This is a genomic window from Nocardia altamirensis NBRC 108246, assembly GCF_001612685.1.
In the GTDB taxonomy this organism is placed as follows: Bacteria; Actinomycetota; Actinomycetes; order Mycobacteriales; family Mycobacteriaceae; genus Nocardia; species Nocardia altamirensis.
The window spans coordinates 100,685-119,580 of sequence record NZ_BDAY01000007.1; the positions used below are offsets into that span (position 1 = coordinate 100,685).

Sequence of the window (18,896 nt, forward strand, 5' to 3'; positions counted from 1 at the left end):
GGGGGCACCCGGGATTCAGCGTGCCGGGCGAGTTCGGTGGGCTCGAGCATCTTCGGTTGTTTGCTATTTAGCTAATATGCTAAATTGACGGCATGGTCGACGTGGGAAGTGACGAGGAGGCGAGTGTCTTTCGGGCGCTGGCAGACTCGACGCGGCGGCAGATCTTGGAGGATCTGCGCGCCGGTGATCTCACCGCGGGGGAGATCACTGCCAGGTTTCCGATCAGCGGTCCGTCGATCTCGCGGCATCTCGGCGTGCTCAAGGCGGCCGGGCTGGTCCGCGAACGGCGAGCAGCCAATCGGATCTACTACTCATTGGTCGAGGAACGGCTCGCGTTGTGCGTCGGCAGGTTCTTGAGCGTGGTCTGCCCCGATCAAGCCGTGCTGCGGCGGCGGGAACGGCGAGCCTCGGGGGAGCAGTCATGAAGACATTTCAACTGGCCAGCGTGATCGAACGGCGGCTGCTGGTGAACTACCGGGTCGACCCGGACGTTGTCGCGCGCCTGTTGCCCGTCCCGCTGCGCCCCCAGCAAGTCGGCGACTGGGCCGTCGCAGGCATCTGCCTCATCCGCCTCGGGCAGGCGCGCCCCTCCTGGCTGCCCGGTCGATTCGGTGTCCGCAGCGAGAACGCCGCGCACCGGATCGCCGTCGAATGGGATGGGCCGCAAGGCCGTTCGACCGGGGTCTACATTCCGCGCCGCGACAGCGGATCCGCACTCAACGTCCTCGCGGGCGGCCGCGTGTTTCCCGGCGAGCACCACCGAGCGACCTTCACCGTCCGGGAAACCACCACGGATTTCCATGTCGCCTTCACCAGCAGGGACGACACACTCTCGGTGCGCGTCGACGTCCAGACCGCCGCCCAATTCCATGGCAGCACCCTGTTCGCCAACTTGGACCAGGCCTCGGATTTCTTCCGCAACGGCTCGACCGGATTCTCCGCGACCCACACCGAGAACCTCGAGGGCCTCGAACTCGACACGGACGCATGGCATGTCGAGCCACTCGACATCCGCGACATCCACTCCACCTTCTTCGAAGACCAAGCCCAATTCCCGCCCGGCAGTGCCGAACTCGACTGCGCCCTCCTCATGCGCGACGTCCCGGCCACCTGGAACGCCGTCCCACCCCCACAAATCCACACCCGCTCCCACCCCTGACCCAGCACAGGACCGAGCGTCCGGCAGCGAAGGGGCCAACTCGGGGTGCTGTCAGCCTTTGGCGGTATGGCGACTCCCTCAGGAGGAGGACGCGGGTGTGGGGAGGTCCTTGCGATCATGGTGGGGTTGTCCGCCGGTGTTGAGGAGGATCTGCACGTGTTTACGCTGCGTGGTCGCGCGATGGGGGTGGTTGCGGGGTTGGCGGCGGCCTGCTTGGTTGCTGGGTGTACGTCGGATGCGCCTGCGGCGACCGACACTCGAGCCAAGGTGACGTTGCCGTCGTTGACGGGGCAATACCCGGTTGGCACAACCGATTTGCATGTGGTGGATACGCGTCAGGATCCGTTTCATCCAGGCGACAAGCGCGAGATCATGGTTACCGTCAGCTATCCGGCGCTGCCGGGTGGGGAGCGGGCGGCGTGGATGGCGCCGCGGGTGGTCGAGGATATCGATAAGAGCACTTCGGATCCGAAGTTCTTGGATCTGCCTGCGGGCAAGGTGAATTGGGGTGGGGTGCAGCGGCAGGCGCGCAGCTCGGCGGCCGTCGATCGGACGGGGGGTGAGTGGCCGGTGGTGTTGTTCTCGCCGGGGTTCGGCGCGCCGAGGGAGATCTATGCGGGGCTCACCGACGACCTGGCCAGTCGCGGATATGTCGTCGTGTCGATCTCGCACAACTACGACTCCGGGGTCGTCGAGTTCCCCGGCGGTCGTGTGGTGGTCGGGAACCCCGAGCCGGACGACAAGTACTTCGCGACCGACATCGACGCCAGGGTCGCCGACAGCAGGTTCGTGCTCGACCAGTTGACCAGGCTCGACGACGGCACCAACCCGGACGCCGAAAACCGGCAACTACCACAGGGTTTGGTCGGCGCGCTCGACCTGTCGAAGGTGGGCATGTTCGGCCATTCGTTCGGCGGTTACGCCGCAGGCGAGACGATGTATCAGGATCGCCGTGTCGCCGCGGGGATCAACTTCGACGGCGGCATGAGCGTCGGACGGGTCGGCGCGATCACCGAGCACGGGGTGGATCGGCCGTTCATGCTGGTCGGCGCCGATTTTGTGGACAAGGAGAAGGGGCGAACGCTGGAGCATTCGCACCTGCAGACCGAGTTGGATCCGTCGTGGCAGCAGTTCTGGGCCAATCAGCAGGCCTGGAAGCGTGACCTGCACTTCGATCATGCCGGCCACAACAGTTTCACCGACCTCCAGATCGTGCTGCCGCAGATCGCGGACCTGCTGAAGCCGGAGCCGCGGCAGCAGCAGATCGGCGACATCGATCCAGCACGGTCGCTGACCGCACAGCAGAACTATCTTGCCGCGTTCTTCGACCTGCACTTGAAGGGTGGCGACGGCAGGTTGTTCGAGGTGAACAGTCCGCCCCTCCCCGACACACGATTCATCCCGTGATGTCGATCATCACCGGCCTGGCGGCCGTCAGTTGAGGCGCCGTCGGTGACGAACATGCATGTCGGCCAGCTGGCTGTCTCGCAGGAGACCGTGCGGACGCTGGTGGACGCGCAGTTTCCTGAGTGGCGGGATCTGCCGATACGTGAGGTGTCGGGTGTGGGGACCGTCAACGTCATCTTTCGGATCGGCGACCGGCTTGCGGCGCGATTCCCGCTGCAGGCGGGGGATGCCGAAGCGGCATGGCGGAGCTTGCGGGCCGAGGCGGCAGCTGCCCGGGAATTGTTCGGCCGCACTAGGTTTCCGACACCGGAGGTGATCGCGCTCGGCGAACCCGGTGCGGGTTACCCGCTCCCGTGGTCGGTGCAGACCTGGTTGACGGGGACGGTCGCCACCGAGGACGATCCCGGCGAATCCGTCGATTTCGCCAAGGATCTCGCCGAGTTCATCCGATCCGTGCGGGAAATCGACACCCGAGGACGGACTTTCGCCGGACAGGGCCGAGGGGGTGAATTGCGAACCCACGACGAATGGATGCGGACCTGCTTTCAGCGCAGTAAAGGACTACTGGATGTTGCAGCGCTACAACAGATGTGGGACACCATGCGAGAACTGCCGCGAGGAACTGCCTGCGATGTGATGGCGCACGGCGACCTGATCCCGGGGAACGTGCTGGTGTCCGACGGGCGTCTGGCGGGAGTGATCGATGTCGGCGGGTTCGGGCCAGCCGACCCCGCACTGGATCTGGTCAGCGCCTGGCATCTGCTCGACGCAGGTCCGCGGCGTGCACTGCGCGACGACCTCGAGTGCAATGACCTGGAATGGGATCGCGGCAGAGCCTGGGCTTTTCAACAAGCGATGGGTCTGGTCTGGTACTACGTCGACAGCAACCCCGGCATGAGTGCGCTGGGCCGCCGTACCCTCGCCCGGATCACGGCGGACCTGAACTGAGAGTGCTGTTTTCGTCGTCGACACGAACGCGATGGCCCTGAGTGTGCAAATATCTGACGGATGAATTGACGTGCTGTATGCGGTAATTCGTTTCAGTGGCGGCCGCTCGAGGAGGACGCACAGCACTATTGTTGCTCCCCAGTTGAACCCATTCACGGGAGCAATTCTCTGTGATTCCATCGGCAAGTGTGAATCACTTACGCAGAGCTACGGCTCGCCACCTCGTCACGGTCGTAATCGCGGTATTAGCAACAGGTTTCGTTGCTCTACCTAATTCATTCGCGGAGCCGCCGACGGATCCGTCTCCACCACCGTCGGCCGCACCGAGAACGCAACCGATACCACTCGGGCCGGATCCACAGTCGCGAGTGTATTTCAAGATTCCGGCCGCCAACGAGATGGTCCGGCTACAAACACGTTTCACGGTGCCACCAAAGCCGCCCAGGGTGGGAACCATGTTCTTGTGGCCAGGCCTCGAGCCTCGCGAAGGCGGCAGAAACTACTACCCGATCGGCCTCGGCGTCCTGCAACCGGTGCTCACCTGGGGTGACGCTTGCGCTCCTGTCCAGCAGCCCCCGACGTACTCGACCTGGTGGATCTCCGGCCAGTACGTCAACGTCTACTCCAGGGACCCGCGCTACGCCGACTGTCACTCCGGACCGGCGATGTCGGTGAAGGTGGGTGAGGTGCTCGACATGGACATCGCCCTCGATCAGGCCACCGGCGTGTGGACGCAAACCGTCAAGGGCCAGTCGGGTTCGGTGCGTTACTCGATCAACATGCGCAAACAAGCCCAGAACATGGCCCTGTTCGCGATCGAGCCGTGGGACAACGCGCGGCTCGCCAGCCGACTCGTCTTCTCCGACACCACCATCACCTTCCGCGACGAAGCCGCGCAAAGTTGTCTCACCCCCGAACTCACCTACACCGGAACAGGCGGAACCATCAGTAAACCGACAACCGTCGACGGCCGCCGCTGCCACATCGACACCGTCACCGTGAACACACCGCGGAGCGCCGAGCAGTCCGCCATCGGTCGCGACGCCCCGCGCTGAGTGGACTAAGCGAGGGCCTGGTGTAGCGCCTCGGTCCACGGCAGCCAGCGCGGATCGGGGCCGACGATGGTGTCCGCGCCCATGTTCGTGCACGTGTAGGCGACCGCGACACCGGACTCGGGGTGGGCGTAGGTGATTCGTCCTCCGGTGCCGACACTGCCGAACGATCCCGCGCCGAGCATGGGGTTGGTCGGTTGCGGGAGACCGTAGCCGTGCGCGAACCGGTGCGTCACCGGTAAGACGTCCATCGGTGCCGGGTGGCGCAGTCCGTCGGTCTGCGGTTGTCGTGCCCGGTCGATGGACTGTTGCGTCAACAGCCGGACGCCGTCGACCTCGCCGATCGTCGCCGCGAACAACCGCGCCAGGGAGCGGGCGTTGCCGATCCCATTGCCCGAGGGCACCTCGGCCGCGTGCCCTTCTTTGGTGTTCAGCAGCGCGATCCCGTCCTCCCTGGTCGCGAGAGTCGCCAATGTCGCGCGCACCAGACGCGCCCCGACATCGATCCCCAGCCCGACAAGCAGCTTCTCCACCTCCGCCGGTCCGGCCCACTTCTCCCGAGTGAACTGCGGGACGACCCGGTGCTCTTCCTGCTCCGGAAGGCCGATCCACACACTCAGATCGAGTGGTCCGGCGATTTCGGCAGCAAGGAATTCACCGACGGTCTTCCCGGTGATCCGCCGGATCAACTCACCGGCGAGGTACCCCAACGTGAGGGAGTGATAATAGAGCGCGGTGCCGGGCTCCCACAGCGGAGCCATCGTCTCCAGCGCGCCAACACACGCCGCCCAGTTCGTCATATCCGTTGCCCCGATACCGGATTCGGGATCGAAGCTCGACAACCCGGCCCGATGCGACAGCACGTCGGCGACCGTGATGTCGGCCTTCCCGTTGCTCGCGAACTCCGGCCAGTATTCGCGCACCGGCGCCTCGAGATCGAGCTGCCCACGCTCGACGAGCATGTGCACGCACGTCGCCGTCAACCCCTTCGACACCGACATCAACACCACGAGCGACTCCGCGTCCCACCCTTTCCCCGACACCGGATCCTGTCCCGCCCACAAATCCACCACAACCCGGCCCTGCCGATAGACACACAGCTGCGCGCCGCCTTCGTCCCCGCTCTGCCCTCGCCCGAACGCATCCCTGACCGCATCGAACCCACGCTCGACAAACCCCTCGACAACCACCACGACCTCCTACCCCGGGCGAAACCCCTTCGCCACCAAGGCATTATCCAACCACCAAGGCTGCGAGCACGGTATCGGAGGTCGGCGAATGGTCAGCGGAAGTTCAGAATGAAGTCGAAAGTTCCTTCCTTGCCCTTGGGCACGGTGCGCACCGTCATCAGTAACCGTCGGTCGAAGATCGAATCGGTGTTGTTTCGTGGTTCATTGGGGAAATACAGCTGGGTGGTCAGCACCCGCTGGTTGGGCGCCTGCACCTTGACGTGGATATGCCGGGTACGGCCCGGGTACAGACCTGGCACGATCGTCGACAGGCTGAATCGGCCGTTCGCGTCGGTGAACTGGTGCCCCCGCCACTTGTAGCCCGAATTGTCGTAGGCGCCCGCGTCGTCGGCCTGCCAGAAATCCAGCAAAGCCTTGTCCACCGGGCGGCAGGACCGGCTGAACACATAACCGCTGACCGTCAACAGCGTGCCAGGCGCGCCGGGTATCACCAGATCGCTCCGCCGAGGCGAATTCGGCTTGAAATAGGGGCCTTCGGTCTGCGCAATCGTGGGTGCGTCCCCGTCATGGCAGGCCGGGGTCGGCTCGAGGTCGTCCGGCACGGGCTGCGGACCCGCACTTGCGCTACCGCTGTTCGACGCGGCACCGGCGGTCAGTGCCGCCGCGGCCGGAACAGTCAATAGACCTAGTTGCAGAAGGCGTTTACGCGTAATCGCCTGGGGGAGTTCGGCGTCGTCGTCCGTGGGCTGATTAGACATGATTTTGCCATCCTCAAAGGAACTGGAGTTGGGAGTGTGCCCGGGGTTCCATCCGGCGTTCGCGAAGCATGCCTGTAGGCAGCAACGAACACCTTCACAGGTGACTTCACTGTCGACCTGCTGCTGCCGCCGACCACCATTCCTCGGCGCCGAGCGGCATTCATGATCACCGAACCGGAGCAATATCACCGGGCCCACCGGTCAGCAACCAAACATCCTGCCAGCAAATATATTTCGAATTTGAACTGACAATTCACGATAAGACGATCCCCCCAACCGAGCAATCGCCCCAACAGCTCCCAGTTGAACGGGAATCACCGCGACACTAGAATTCTGCCGACCGTTCTGTACGGCGTTGGCCATCAGGGGGTCCGGGGATGAGCGATCGAGTGCGAGTGTGGTGCCTGCGGCACGGTGAATCGGAGAACGTCACCGCAGGTGTCGCCGGTGCGGTGCCCGAGTCGCCACTGACCGAGCGCGGCGTGCGTCAAGCCGCCGAAGCAGCTCGGGGTTTGGCGAAAGAGCCAGTCGCCCATGTCTACTCCAGTACCGCGCTGCGGGCACGTGACACGGCGAGGGCTATCGCGTCGAGCAGATACCTGGACGTGGATGCGCTGGCCGATCTGAGTGAAGTCAGTATCGGAATGGAAGAGGGCACCAGTGATCCGGTGGTGCGCCGGCGCACCGCCGAGGTGCTGCGCGCTTGGATCGTGGATCGCGATCTGCGACAACAGGTCGCGGACGGCGAGTCCGGGCTCCAGGTGGTTGCCCGCATGACATCGGCCTTCCAGCGGATCGCCGCCACCCATCCCGGCGAGACCGTGATTGTCGTCGGCCACGTGGCCAGCCTCAGCGTTGCCGTCGCGCGACTATGCCCCTCCGGACCCCAGATCTGGGGAGCGCCGCTACCCCACGCCAAGCCGTTTCTCCTGGAACTGGATCACGAAACCTGGCACTGCCGCTCGTGGCCGAGCAGATGAGCCTGGTGGGGTTGAGGGACGGGTCCTCTTGGTCGGTTGATCACTGGGAACTGGTGGCGGCATCGGCCGAGAGGGCTACGCCACCAGTTCCCAGTGATCACTTGTCCAGCAACAGATGTGGCTCAAAGGGGGTAGGTCGGGGGTGCCAAGGGGCGCGGTTGAGGCTTTCGGTGGTTCGCCAGAGGAGGCCGAGGACTTGTTGTTCGGGTGGGTGGCCGCAGCCGAGGAGGCGGTTGCAGTGCATGTGGACGTAGCTGCGGGTGAGATCGAGGGGGGAGCGGGTCAGCTCGTTGGTTAGGTCGGTGAGGCGAGATGCGGTGGTGCGCAGGTGGGTTCGGCGTTGGGCGAGGATGGCGGCAATTGCGTCGCCGCCTGGTTGGTCGGCCAACCATCGGGGGTTTGCGAGCATTGCGCGGAGGGCGGGTTTTTGACGGCGGAACTCGTCGGAGGTTGCGCGCCGGTCGAGGACACCGTGGCGGTAAAAGTCTTCTTGTGCTGCGGGATTCAGGCCGAGGGTGGTGACCAGATCGTGGACCGTGTAAATCCCGAGCATTGTCCGGTCCAGCTCGACTGTTCGCTGGTCGATGAGGTGCAACAGATCCAGGACGGCCGCGCTGTCGGCGGCGAACAGATCTTCGGCCACCGAGGTGCCCGCGGTGCCGCCGTAGCGTTCGACTTCCTGGTCGTAGGTGTCGATGCACAGTCGGCGGCAGAAACCGTCCGACACCAGGGTCGCTCCCCATCGCAGCAGGGCAGGAGCCAGGTTGTCGGCCAGTTGGTCGGGGGTGCCGTGCCAGCGGATGCGCAGGTGCGGGTCCGGATCGGCGTAGCGCAGAAAGAACCAGCTGTCGGCCGAGCCGTCGGCGACGGTGTGCGCGCAGAACGCGCGGATTCGATCGGCGAGCAGATCTTCCTCGAAGGTGGGGACGTGGTAGAGCTTGGCGAACAGCCAGTCGCTGCCCGGCGGGCGGAGTCGGTCGATGGATGGTGTTCGGGCGGTGCGGGTTTGCGGTTGGGCCGGTGCGGGCTCGACGGTGTCGCGCACGACCGGCACCACGATCTCGCTGAAATAGTTGCCGTCCGGTCCCGGCAGCCACGCCTGGTCTGGCGCAGGCAATGCCTCCTCCAGATACAGTCTCCCGCCGGGCATTCGACGCGCCTCGGCCCGGATCTGTGCGATCTGCTCGGGTGCGTCGAGGTCGAGCAGCAGACGGTGATCGGCCATCGCGAGGTAGACATGGCGCGGGGCTTGCCAGCGCTCGCGCCATCCGGCGAAAGCCGCACTGAACGAGGACGGTGACGCGGCGGCCAGATCGTCGGCGTTCACCCGCCAGCGCGCCGGGGCGAGCACGATCCGGCCGACCTGAACCCGTGGGACGAAGGGGAATCCGGCGGCCGGACCCCAGTCGAACGTGGTCGGCATCGCGCGCCCGTACCGGTTGATCTCGTCGAGGAAACGCAGCACATCCGGGGCCGACTGCGGGTTGAGCATGTGCCCGGCGCAGGCGACGACTTCCTGTCCGGTGCGCGGCCAGCGCACCACGAACCGGCCGTCGTGGACGCCGACCACCAACTCGGACAACGGGATGACGCGTTCCGGCGGTGCGCCGGGCGTGGTGTCGAATGCCAACTCCCAGTCCCTGGCCAGCGGACGGATGGCGACGTTGGCCAGCCGTCCCGGTCGCGGGACGTAGGTGACCTCGGCCCACAATCGGCCCGGTCGCCCTTCGGCTTCCGCATCGGCGGCGGCGCGCAGCGCGGTCTCCGCGTCCGGTCCGAGCAGATCGGCGAATCGGCCGAGGACCCGGCCTGCCACCGACGCGCCCATGTTCGGGCCGACGACGATCTGGAACTCGCCCGCATCAACCGCTTTCGGCGATTCCGCGACGACGAACAGCGAAATATCCAGTGATGAAGGCGCTTTCGTTGCATCGACCGACTGGACTTCCAACTTCCCGAGCGTCGCCGCGTTGAGTTCGATCACCCGGCTGCGGTCTCGGACCGCGGTGAGCGCAAGGTCGACGAGCGTGCGATGCCGCAGCTGTTGACGGCTGCTGTCCTGGGTGCCGCTGTCGAAATGTCCTGGCGCACCGAGCCCGATCTCCGGGTCGAGCAGTTCCAGCAGCCGCACCTCGCGGTCGGCGCCGTAGCGATCGAGGAAGGAGTCCCGATAGCTGTCGAGGTGGACGACACCGGTAGGCCACGACGTCAGCCGCACCATGAGTTCGGCGGCGCGCGCCGCCTCGTCGGCGACGGCGCGGCTGACCTGCTGCCCGGCGAGCGGCAGCCCCATATCGGTTTGAAACGGCCCCTTCGGAGTCGGGGCCGAGTGCACCGACTGTGCCTGGACCATCAGCTTCGGATACCCGGCCGCCGCCTGATCGTGGTCGAGCCGGTCCCAGGCGCCCAGCTGGTCGAGTAGTTCATTGAGCGCCGCCGCGTCGTCGGCGGCTGCGGGCACGGCGGCGAGACGTTGTGCCACATAGCGTGCCGGGTCGGCTGCGGTGAGCGGCGGGCGCAGATCGGTGAGCAGCAGGGTCTGTTCGCACAGCTGGTCGAGTAGCCGTTCCGCCTGCGCGGCGGTCGCGCCGAGCGATCTCGTCAACTCGTCGACGAGATCGCGGTAAGGCACCGGGGTGCGCGCGGATTCCAGGGCCCGCCGCACCGGGTTGGTGGCTCGCAGCGAGACCGCGCGGCCCGGCTCGGCATCGCCGCCGATCGGCGTGCGCTCACTCAGGAAGACCCGGTCGGCCTGGATGAACGCCGCCGGATTCGTGCACAGGCGCAGCTGTGCGCGCACGTCGTCGCGTTCCTCCATGGTGTGCACGAAGTCGAGCAGCCAACCCATGTCTGGCCTGGTGCGCATGGTCGGCGGCGCGTCGGCGAGCGCGAGGTCGGTGTGCGTACCCCAGCCCGCGAGGCCGACTCCGGCGAACATCCCGAACGGTGTCGGCCTGCTCGACATCCTGATCAGATACCGCTGTAGCTTCCCGGCGAGCCGCCGCCGGGCGCCGGCATCGGTGGTCGGTCGTTCCAGTGCCCGTAGCAACTCGCCGCCGCCGACCGCGAGCGCCCGCTGCACCCGAGGGTCGGCGGGGACCAGCGTGCCCGGCGCTACCTCGGTGGGCCAGTCCGACGCGACGCCGAGTGCAAGATACTCCTCGATCGGCAGCAGCGGGGCGCGCACCACCAACCAATCCAGTGCGCGGTACAGGTTCGTCGCCATCTCATCTCCTCAGGCCAGCAACAACATTCGGTCCCACTGCGGCGGCACGTCGGTGGCGGCGGCGAGCAGGGCAAGCGCGGGTCCTGCGGCGCCGTCGAGCAGGCCGGGGGTGTCCTTCGGCACCGTGTCGGCGCAGCGGAAGCCGAATCGGTATCCGGGGTGGTAGAGGTCGAGCAGTCGGTGGGTCAGGTCGGCCGCCACCGCGACGAACTGCGGGTCCTTCGTGTCCTGCGCGAACCGCACGGTGATCTGCAGCAGGCCTGCGACGCCGTGACACAGGTCGGGGGAGACCTCGGTGTCGGACAGGCGGCGCAACGCGGCGGACATCGCGTCGAGCGCGAGGTCGCGCAACGCCGCATCGTCGATCGCTGTTCCGGCGAGCCACAGCGTCCTTGCGACGCCGGGACCGCCATAGCACCAAGCGTTTCGCGAGCCCGAGGCCGCGCCGGAAAGGTCGACTGCCTTGGGCCAGTTCGGTCCGTGCTCGTCGTCGACGCGTTGCCGCACGAGCCACCGCGCGACCGTTTCGATCGATTCCCGTTGTCCGGCAACGGAAATGCCAGCGAGTTCGGCGAGCGCGAGCAGCGCCAACGGTCCAGGTATGCCGTGGGCGAGACCGCAGTTGAGCAGACCGTCGGGAAGCGATTGTGCCAGAGGCGATCCCGGCTCGAGGCGCGACGACGGGGTGTACCAGTTGGGTGCGTCGCCATCCCAACCGCACAGTGCAACCAAACCGGTCAGCACTGCGCGAAGAGCCGTGGGATTCGTATTGCGCCGCAACAGATAAGCCCCCATACCAGTGAGCCCGGAGACGATGTCGAACGTCTCGAAGGGCAGCCCGTGCGGCCGTTCTGTCATCGCTTGGGCGCGGGCAACCGCTTCCCGATTGACGAGATGGTCGAGGTGGGCGAGGAGACGTTGGTAGCGGACGCCGCCGCGGGACAATGTCCACGTAGCGAAGGCCAGGCCTGCCAGCCCGTCGAACAGCCCGGATTGGGGCGCCTCGTCCTGCTCGACATCGTGCACTGCCGCCGCCAGGCACCGCTTCGCGGCCAATTCCCAAGTATCACCGGGAAATTGGCCGAGGAGCACGGCACAGCCCACCGCGCCCGACGCCCCGTCGCGCAGCCGAGTCGGCCGGTTGGGCATCGGCGGAAGGCTGTCGGGTGCGGCGAGGCGACCGCCAACGGCCCGCGCGACCTCGACGGCTTGTGCCGCAGTGGCGGCGGGTAACACGCGCGTCCACGTCATCCGCAACCCCTTTCAGGCCAAGAGCAGCGTGCGGTCCCAGGACGGTAGGACGTCGGTGGCGGCGGCGAGCAGTGCGAGCGCCACCCCTGCCGCGCCGTCCAGCAGGCCCGGATCGTCGGTAGCCGGGCCTGTTTCGGCTATGGCGGCGTATCCATAGCGCCGCTGCGTTTGGAACATCTGCACCAGCTGAGTGGTCAGTGCGGTCGCCGCGTCGGTGAACACTGCGGCACCGGTGTCGTGCGCGAACCGCAGCGTGATCTGCAGCAGCCCGGCCACCCCGTGGCACAGCCCCGGCGAGGCATCGATGCGCCGCTCGTCGGCCGGACGGCGATATACCGCGGTCATGGTGTCCACCGCGATATCGCATAGCTGCTTGTCCGACAACACAGTTCCGGCCAACCACAGTGCCCGCGCGACCCCGGGACTGCCGTAGCACCAGGCGTTGTGAGTCGGTCCGTAGGCAGCGGTGGCGCCGGTCGCGTCCGGCATCCCCACTCCGGTCGGCCAATTCGGTCCCCACTCGTCGTCGGCCCGATGGTCGACCAACCAGCGCGCCACCCGTTCGACGGCCTCCAGCTGCCCCGCGACGGAGACACCGGTGCTCTCGGCAAGCGACAGCACCGCGAGCGGACCCGGTATGCCATGTGCCAAACCGCAATTGAGCACGCCGTTGGGATAGGAACGCGACATCGGGGTGTTCGGAACCATCGCGGTGAACGGGGTGTGCCAGTTGGGCAATCCGTCCTTCTCGCCGCACAGCGCCACCAAACCGGTCAGCACGGCACGCAGCGCGGGGTCCACCCGCGGTTCGTCCCTGCGGCCCAACAGATATGCGCCCATGCCCGCCATGCCGGAGATCACGTCGAACGCGGCGAACGGCAATCCGGCCGGCGTGCGGGTGACCGCGTCGCCGAGTCCGGCCGCCGACGCGCAGATGGGTCCGTCCACACTGTCGAGCAGCCGCCGGTACCGAGTCCCGTTCCTGGACAACGCGTCCGCCGCAAACGCCACCTCACACAGCCCGCCGAACAGACCGAAGAACCCGCGCTCGGCCTGCTCGATCGCCTGCGCGGCGGCCGTCAGGCTGTCATGCGAACGCGCGGCCCACTCCTGGCCTGGCTGGTATCGGTCGAGTTGGCCGAAGAGCACCGCACGTCCCGACGCGTCTTTCCCCGCGGATCCGGTATCGCACAGCCGCTCGCCGACCTCGACGGAGACGCCGACCGCTGTCGCGGCCAGACCCGCGGGAAGCGCGCTCCGCCAAGGCCGTTCGGCTGCTGTCAGCAGTACTTCGTGCATCGCGGCGGATGCTCGGTGTTGCAAGCCGACCCGCAGGTCGCACAGTGCGAGTCGCTACATGTCTCGAAGTCGGAGGTCCTCATGGCCATCGCCGGATCGAGAATCCTGGTTGCGTCGCCGATCCGGATATCGAGATCGAAATCATCAACTGGTGCGGACATCATTCAGCCCTTTCTGGGAATTTCAGCAAGTCCGTTCGGTGGTCTTGCACATCGGGTAGCTACTGCAGTCGTCGGTGGGGCAGACGGATTCGTTGGTCCGCATGACCGGTGTGGTGAACCGGTCCTGTTCCGGTTTGTCGCCGAGGCGGATATCCAGATCGAATTCGTCTACAGGAGCAGACATGTGATTTCCTTTCCCTTCGCGGCACGGTCGCCGCAGCGCGGATTACGCGACTTCCACCGTGCGGCACGGTCATTCCTCATCGACAGGGAACGGGGCCCGGTATGCCAGGGACGTTCTCCCGAATCTTCCCGGCCCGTGCCTCTGCCGATCGGGAGCGCCGCCGCGCGAGCCTGTAGGACAGGCACAGGACGGAGACCTGCATGACGACAGCCGATTCCGCCGATGCGCCCCTCGTCGGTGTGGACGAGATGAGTACGCCGTCCTGGATGGCGGTGGACCAGCAGGTCGCCGACGCCGGGCTGTGGCGGACGCTGCGTGCGTTGCCCGCGGGCGCCAAGGTGGTCGTCGCGCTGGCGTGGCAGGCCTCTCGGCGGTTGACCCTGCTGACCGCCGTGCTCGCGGTGGCGGGTGGCGCCGCCACCGCGTTCGGCCTGCTGGCCACCGCCGACGTGCTGACCGTGTTGCTCGCGCATGGCCCGACACCGGAGCGCGTGGTCTCCGCGCTGCCGTCGGTGGGGTTGGTGGTGGCCGCGTTGGCGACCCGGGCGCTGATCGAAAGTGCCACCGCCACTGCGGAAGCCGTGCTGAAGCCCCGGGTCGAGCGGATGGCGCGGGACAAGGCGCACACCGCGATCGCGGGGGTCGACCTGGTCGCCTTCGAGGACAGCGAGTACGCGGACCTGATCCGGCAAGGGCTGCAACGGGGCATGGGCAGCATCGCGCGCTGCGTCGAGGCGATCACCAGCGTGTCCGGCGCCGTCATCCACGTCGTCGCTGCGGTGGGCACGGCGGCAGTGCTGCACCCGGCGCTTGCGCCGCTGGTGCTGCTGGCGGTCATCCCCGATATGTGGGCGTCCGCGCGGGCGGCGCGGCTGGCCTATCAGTCCTATGTCCGGATGGTGACCCGCCATCTGCGCACCGCCATCGCCAGCGAACTGCTCTCCGACCGGGAGACCGCCGCCGAGTTGCGCGCCTGCACGGCGGGCGCGGCCTTGCTCACCGAGTATCGGCGGATCAGCGAGCAGCTCACCGCCGAGGCGACCAGGGTCGAATTGGCAAGGGCGCGGGTGCGCTTGCTCGGTCGCACCATCGCAGGGGTCGGCACCGGGATCGCGTTCGGTGTGCTCGGCCTGCTGCTCTACCTCGGTGCGCTGCCCCTGGCCATGGCGGGCGCCGCCGTGGTGGCGATGCGCATGGCGACGGCCGCGCTGTCGCAAACCATGGCCGGTGTCAACAACCTCTACGAGAACCTGCTCTATCTCGAGTTCTACGCCAACCTGCTCGAGCAGACCGAGCGACGCACCCGGCCGCCCGCAGTCACGCTGGCACCCGCTGATCCGCGCGAGATCACGCTACATTCGGCCTCGTTCACCTACCCGGGGCAGGACGAACCCGCGGTCCGCGGTGTCGATCTCACGCTACGCCGCGGCGAAGTGGTGGCGCTGGTCGGTGAGAACGGCTCGGGCAAGAGCACATTGGCCAAACTGATCACCGGCCTCTACCTGCCGACGCAGGGCGCGGTGTGCTGGGACGGCGTCGATCTCGCCACGGTCGACGAGCAGTCGATCTATCAGCACATCGCGATGGTCATGCAGGATCCGGCGCGCTGGCCGATGACCGCGCGGGACAACATCCGCATCGGCCGGTTCGAGCGTCCCGATCAGGACGGCAGGCTGATCGCCACGGCGGCAAGGGAATCCGGGGCCGATGCGGTCCTCGACGGGCTGCCCCATGGTGACCGGACCGTGCTGTCCCGCCGTTTCGCCAAGGGCCGGGATCTCTCCGGTGGGCAGTGGCAGCGCATCAGCGTGGCCCGCGGGCTCTATCGTGACGCGCCGATTCTGGTGGCCGACGAGCCGACCGCCGCGATGGACGCGCGCGCCGAGCACGCGGTGTTCCGCTCGCTGCAGCACCTCAGCCGCCACCACGGTCGTGGCACGGGCAATCGCACCACGATCCTGATCACGCACCGGCTGGCCAACATTCGGCACGCGGACAAGATCGTGGTGCTCGAGCACGGTCGGATCGTGGAGATCGGCACGCACGCCGAACTGATGGCGCTGGCGGGGAGCTACGCCCAGCTGTTCGACCTCCAAGCTGCCGCGTATCAGTTCGAGCCGAGCATCTGAGATCCGCTTTCCGCGAACGGTATTAATTTGCAATTCGAGCACGGTGTGCGAAACATACTTTGGTGGAACAGAACTCGTTATCAAAAGCGTCTTGCTCCGTTACGATAACGACGTATTTGATCTGTAACCACTTGTCCGACAATGCAATTCGTTGACACCGACCCCTCCTGAATTGTCATTAATTGACATACGTCGATTCCGGAGTTGCCGCGTCGTCGAATGGATCGGACGAGCTCGGCAATTGCGTGGAATTGGAGCTTCGCCATGCCCTTGTTACGTAGCCTGTCGATCATCGCGGCAGGCACCTTGATTTTCGCCGGATTGTCTTCGGCCACCGGGTCGGCCGCGCCGACCGAGGAGCGGGAAGTGTTCGCGCCGGACGGCACCATCAGCCGCGTTGTCGTGCCCGTCCCGCAGCAGCCGCCGGCCCAGCGGTCGGCCGTGCAGGCCGACGTCGTGACCATCCAGCAGACCGGGCCGTCCAGTGAGCGGTTCGATCTCGTCTTCGTCGGTGACGGGTACACCTCGAGTGAGCTCGGCACCTACAAGCAGCACGCGATCAACCGGTGGAACGAGATCGCCCAGCTCGAGCCGTTCAAGTCGCACAAGAACTCGTTCAACGTGTGGGCGGTCAACGTCGTGTCGCAGCAGTCCGGCGTGGACAACGATCCGCGCGGAACAATGCGAAACACCGCCTTGGACATGACTTTCTGGTGTGGCGGCACCGAGCGGCTGCTGTGCGTCAACGAGACGAAGGCGCAGCAGTACGCGCGCCTGGCGCCGCAGGTCGACCAGGTGATCGCGCTGGGCAACACCACGAAGTACGGCGGTGCGGGCGGCAAGGTCGCGACGTCGTCCGGCGGTAACGCGCAGGCGGGACAGATCGTGATGCACGAACTCGGGCACTCGATGGCCGGGCTGGCCGACGAATACGACTACCCCAACGACCGCTACACCGGCAGCGAGCCGCGCGAGGTCAACGCGTCGAAGTACACCGAGGCGCAGATGCGGGCCAACCGCACCAAGTGGTACCAGTACCTGGGCAAACAGTCTCCCGACGGTGGCGTCGTCGGCACCTACGAAGGCGCGGTCTACCACAAGCGCGGCGTCTACCGGCCGACGGAGAACTCGCTGATGCGTGCGCTCGGCCGGGAATTCAACTTGATCGGCCTCGACGCGATGAAGGCAGCGATCAAGCGCAAGAGCCCGGGGGTCGACGCCGCGGCTTCGGATCAGAGCACTGGGGCAGCACGATGAGAACCTTCCGACATGTCCAGCGCGCTGCCCTCGCGGCCGCTGCCACCGCACTACTGCTGACCGGCGTGCCCGCCGCGATGGCGGAACCGACTGCGGGGCAAGTTGTTTCCGGTGGCGAGGCCCAGCCTACGTTCAGCGCCGCCGCACCGGTCCGGCAGGATCTGTGGGTGCGCGCGCCGATCGACAGCGACGCTGACGGCAAGGATGACGAGGTCCACGTTCAGGTGGTCCGCCCGGCAGGCGCCACCGGCAAGCTTCCGGTGGTGTACCAGGCGAGCCCGTACTTCTCCGGCGGCAACGACGTCACCAATCATGGTGTGGACGTTGAGCTTTACGTGCCTGGCGGCGCCGATACGCGAATGGCCAAGCCGCTCGGTGTCACTCGCGGACGCGCGGCCGAGGAACTCGCCGCGGCGGGCATCACCCTGAACGCGGGCCAGATCAGTTGGGCCTACGAGGAGTATTTCCTGGCTCGCGGCTACGCCGTGATGTACGGGGAGTCGCTCGGCACCGGCACCTCGACCGGCTGCCCGACCTCGGGTGCGCGCAACGAGACGATCGGCGCGCGCGCCCCGATCGACTGGCTCAACGGCCGCACCAAGGCCAGGGACGCACAGGGCAAAGACGTTGCGGCGCAGTGGGCCAGCGGCAAGGTCGGCATGATGGGCGTGTCCTACAACGGAACGCTGCCCACCGCCGTCGCCAGCACCGGCGTGCCCGGTCTGGAAGCCATCGTGCCGATTGCCGCGATCAGCAGCTGGTACGACTACTACCGCGCGGCGGGCGCGGTGGTCGCGCCGGGCACCTACCAGGGTGAAGACACCGACGTGCTCGCCAAGTACGTCTACACCCGCTCCGATCGGGCGATCTGCAAGAAGGTCATCGACAAGCTCGAGCAGGACCAGGACCGGGTCACCGGCGAGTTCAGCCAGTTCTGGAACGAGCGCAACTACCTCAACGACGCGGGCAAGATCAAGGCCGCGGTGCTGGCCGTGCACGGGCTCAACGACTTCAACGTCAAGACCAAGCACGTCGACCAGTTGTACAGCGCACTCAAGAAGTCCGGTGTGCCGCACAAGATCTGGCTGCACCAGTCGGGTCACACCGATCCGATCGGGCTGCGTAAGGACGAGTGGCTGCGCACGGTGAACCGGTGGTTCAGCAAGTACCTGCTCGGCCAGAACAACGGGATCGACCGGGAGCCGAAGCTCACCATTCAGCGCGAGGACAAGTCGTGGGTGAATGAGCCGGACTGGCCGACTCCCGCCGCATCGAACGCGACCGCGGTGTTCCAAGCGGGCGGCAACAAGATCGGTGGCTTCGTCCCCGGCGGTAACCGTCCCGGTCCGGCGGTCACCGAGTCCTTGCAGGACGACGCGACCAAACTGGCCGCCGACTTGGTCGCCGCGCCCAGTTCACCGAACCGGCTTGCCTACCTCTCCAAGCCTGCCGCGACCTCACTCCGCGTGAGCGGCACCGTCGATGTCGACTTCCGCATGTCCTTCCAGCGCCCCGCCGCCAACGTCACCGCGTTGCTCGTTTCGGTGGGTCCTGACGGCAAGTCCCGCATCGTCACCAGGGGCTGGGTGGATCCGCAGAACCGCGATTCGCTGAACAAGCCGACCCCGATCACCCCGGGTAAGGAGTACGCGATCAAGGTGTCCATGCAGCCGCACGATTATGTGGTGCCGCGCGGACATCGCCTCGGTGTGGTCGTGCTGTCCAGCGACAACGAGTACACCCTTCGGCCCAAGCCGGGCCCGGGCTTCGCGGTGAACCTGAGCAGCACCCGCGTCACCCTCCCGGTGGTCGGCGGCCAAGCGGCGCTGAACGCCGCGATCTCGCCCAACCCGCGCTAGTTCCACGGGTAGCACTCGGCACCTGATCACCTCGGT

General features: G+C 66.6%; 15 protein-coding genes. 9 read left to right on the plus strand and 6 right to left on the minus strand.

The annotated features are described in order from the left end of the window. Positions 1 to 92: 92 nt before the first annotated feature. The 5 genes from NA11_RS03990 (at position 93) to NA11_RS04010 (ending at position 4,569) form a co-directional block, all read left to right on the plus strand. Positions 93 to 425 (plus strand): metalloregulator ArsR/SmtB family transcription factor, encoded by a 333-nt coding sequence (locus NA11_RS03990; RefSeq protein ID WP_069160347.1) that lies wholly within the window; start codon positions 93 to 95, stop codon positions 423 to 425. Further along, positions 422 to 1,159: a DUF2071 domain-containing protein gene (locus NA11_RS03995; protein WP_069160348.1), complete on the plus strand. Its 738-nt coding sequence runs from the start codon at positions 422 to 424 to the stop codon at positions 1,157 to 1,159. The genes NA11_RS03990 and NA11_RS03995 overlap by 4 nt, the downstream gene beginning before the upstream one ends. 156 nt (positions 1,160 to 1,315) lie before the next feature. Beyond that, complete coding sequence (locus tag NA11_RS04000; protein WP_218023239.1) at positions 1,316 to 2,566, plus strand: alpha/beta hydrolase family protein; 1,251 nt, start codon at positions 1,316 to 1,318, stop codon at positions 2,564 to 2,566. 54 nt (positions 2,567 to 2,620) lie between these two features. Then, positions 2,621 to 3,514, plus strand: a complete 894-nt coding sequence (locus NA11_RS04005) for an aminoglycoside phosphotransferase family protein (protein WP_069160349.1) — start codon at positions 2,621 to 2,623, stop codon at positions 3,512 to 3,514. Positions 3,515 to 3,969: 455 nt separating this feature from the next. After that, entirely contained in the window at positions 3,970 to 4,569 is a 600-nt protein-coding gene (locus NA11_RS04010; protein ID WP_141717393.1) for a hypothetical protein, read from the plus strand. A 5-nt stretch (positions 4,570 to 4,574) separates the two neighbouring features. Here NA11_RS04010 and NA11_RS04015 read toward each other — a convergent pair whose 3' ends face one another. Together NA11_RS04015 and NA11_RS04020 are read right to left on the minus strand one after the other, a co-directional pair. After that, positions 4,575 to 5,756 (minus strand): serine hydrolase domain-containing protein, encoded by a 1,182-nt coding sequence (locus NA11_RS04015; protein ID WP_084654113.1) that lies wholly within the window; start codon positions 5,754 to 5,756, stop codon positions 4,575 to 4,577. A gap of 92 nt (positions 5,757 to 5,848) precedes the next feature. Continuing rightward, positions 5,849 to 6,514 (minus strand): dioxygenase family protein, encoded by a 666-nt coding sequence (locus NA11_RS04020; RefSeq protein ID WP_069160352.1) that lies wholly within the window; start codon positions 6,512 to 6,514, stop codon positions 5,849 to 5,851. A gap of 377 nt (positions 6,515 to 6,891) precedes the next feature. Here NA11_RS04020 and NA11_RS04025 point away from each other — a divergent pair, with 377 nt between their 5' ends. Beyond that, positions 6,892 to 7,494: a histidine phosphatase family protein gene (locus NA11_RS04025; RefSeq protein ID WP_245745713.1), complete on the plus strand. Its 603-nt coding sequence runs from the start codon at positions 6,892 to 6,894 to the stop codon at positions 7,492 to 7,494. A gap of 97 nt (positions 7,495 to 7,591) precedes the next feature. Here the strand turns inward: NA11_RS04025 and NA11_RS04030 are convergent, their stop codons facing one another. The 4 genes from NA11_RS04030 to NA11_RS45485 all read right to left on the minus strand — a co-directional run bounded on the left by NA11_RS04030 (position 7,592) and on the right by NA11_RS45485 (position 13,615). Continuing rightward, on the minus strand, positions 7,592 to 10,720 hold the full coding sequence (locus NA11_RS04030) for a lantibiotic dehydratase (RefSeq protein ID WP_069160353.1): 3,129 nt from the start codon (positions 10,718 to 10,720) through the stop codon (positions 7,592 to 7,594). A gap of 9 nt (positions 10,721 to 10,729) precedes the next feature. Continuing rightward, complete coding sequence (locus tag NA11_RS04035) at positions 10,730 to 11,971, minus strand: lanthionine synthetase C family protein (protein WP_069160354.1); 1,242 nt, start codon at positions 11,969 to 11,971, stop codon at positions 10,730 to 10,732. 12 nt (positions 11,972 to 11,983) lie between these two features. After that, complete coding sequence (locus tag NA11_RS04040; RefSeq protein ID WP_069160355.1) at positions 11,984 to 13,270, minus strand: lanthionine synthetase C family protein; 1,287 nt, start codon at positions 13,268 to 13,270, stop codon at positions 11,984 to 11,986. A gap of 183 nt (positions 13,271 to 13,453) precedes the next feature. Then, positions 13,454 to 13,615, minus strand: coding sequence for a hypothetical protein (locus NA11_RS45485; protein ID WP_167837559.1), 162 nt, complete (start codon positions 13,613 to 13,615; stop codon positions 13,454 to 13,456). Between the two features lie 200 nt (positions 13,616 to 13,815). On the opposite strand from NA11_RS45485, the gene NA11_RS04050 reads away from it, so the two are divergent. The 3 genes from NA11_RS04050 (at position 13,816) to NA11_RS04060 (ending at position 18,860) form a co-directional block, all read left to right on the plus strand. Further along, positions 13,816 to 15,744, plus strand: coding sequence for an ABC transporter ATP-binding protein (locus NA11_RS04050; protein WP_069160357.1), 1,929 nt, complete (start codon positions 13,816 to 13,818; stop codon positions 15,742 to 15,744). A 264-nt stretch (positions 15,745 to 16,008) separates the two neighbouring features. After that, positions 16,009 to 17,001, plus strand: a complete 993-nt coding sequence (locus NA11_RS04055; RefSeq protein WP_069160439.1) for a M64 family metallopeptidase — start codon at positions 16,009 to 16,011, stop codon at positions 16,999 to 17,001. Beyond that, positions 16,998 to 18,860: a Xaa-Pro dipeptidyl-peptidase gene (locus NA11_RS04060; protein WP_069160358.1), complete on the plus strand. Its 1,863-nt coding sequence runs from the start codon at positions 16,998 to 17,000 to the stop codon at positions 18,858 to 18,860. The genes NA11_RS04055 and NA11_RS04060 overlap by 4 nt, the downstream gene beginning before the upstream one ends. The last annotated feature ends 36 nt before the right edge of the window (positions 18,861 to 18,896 follow it).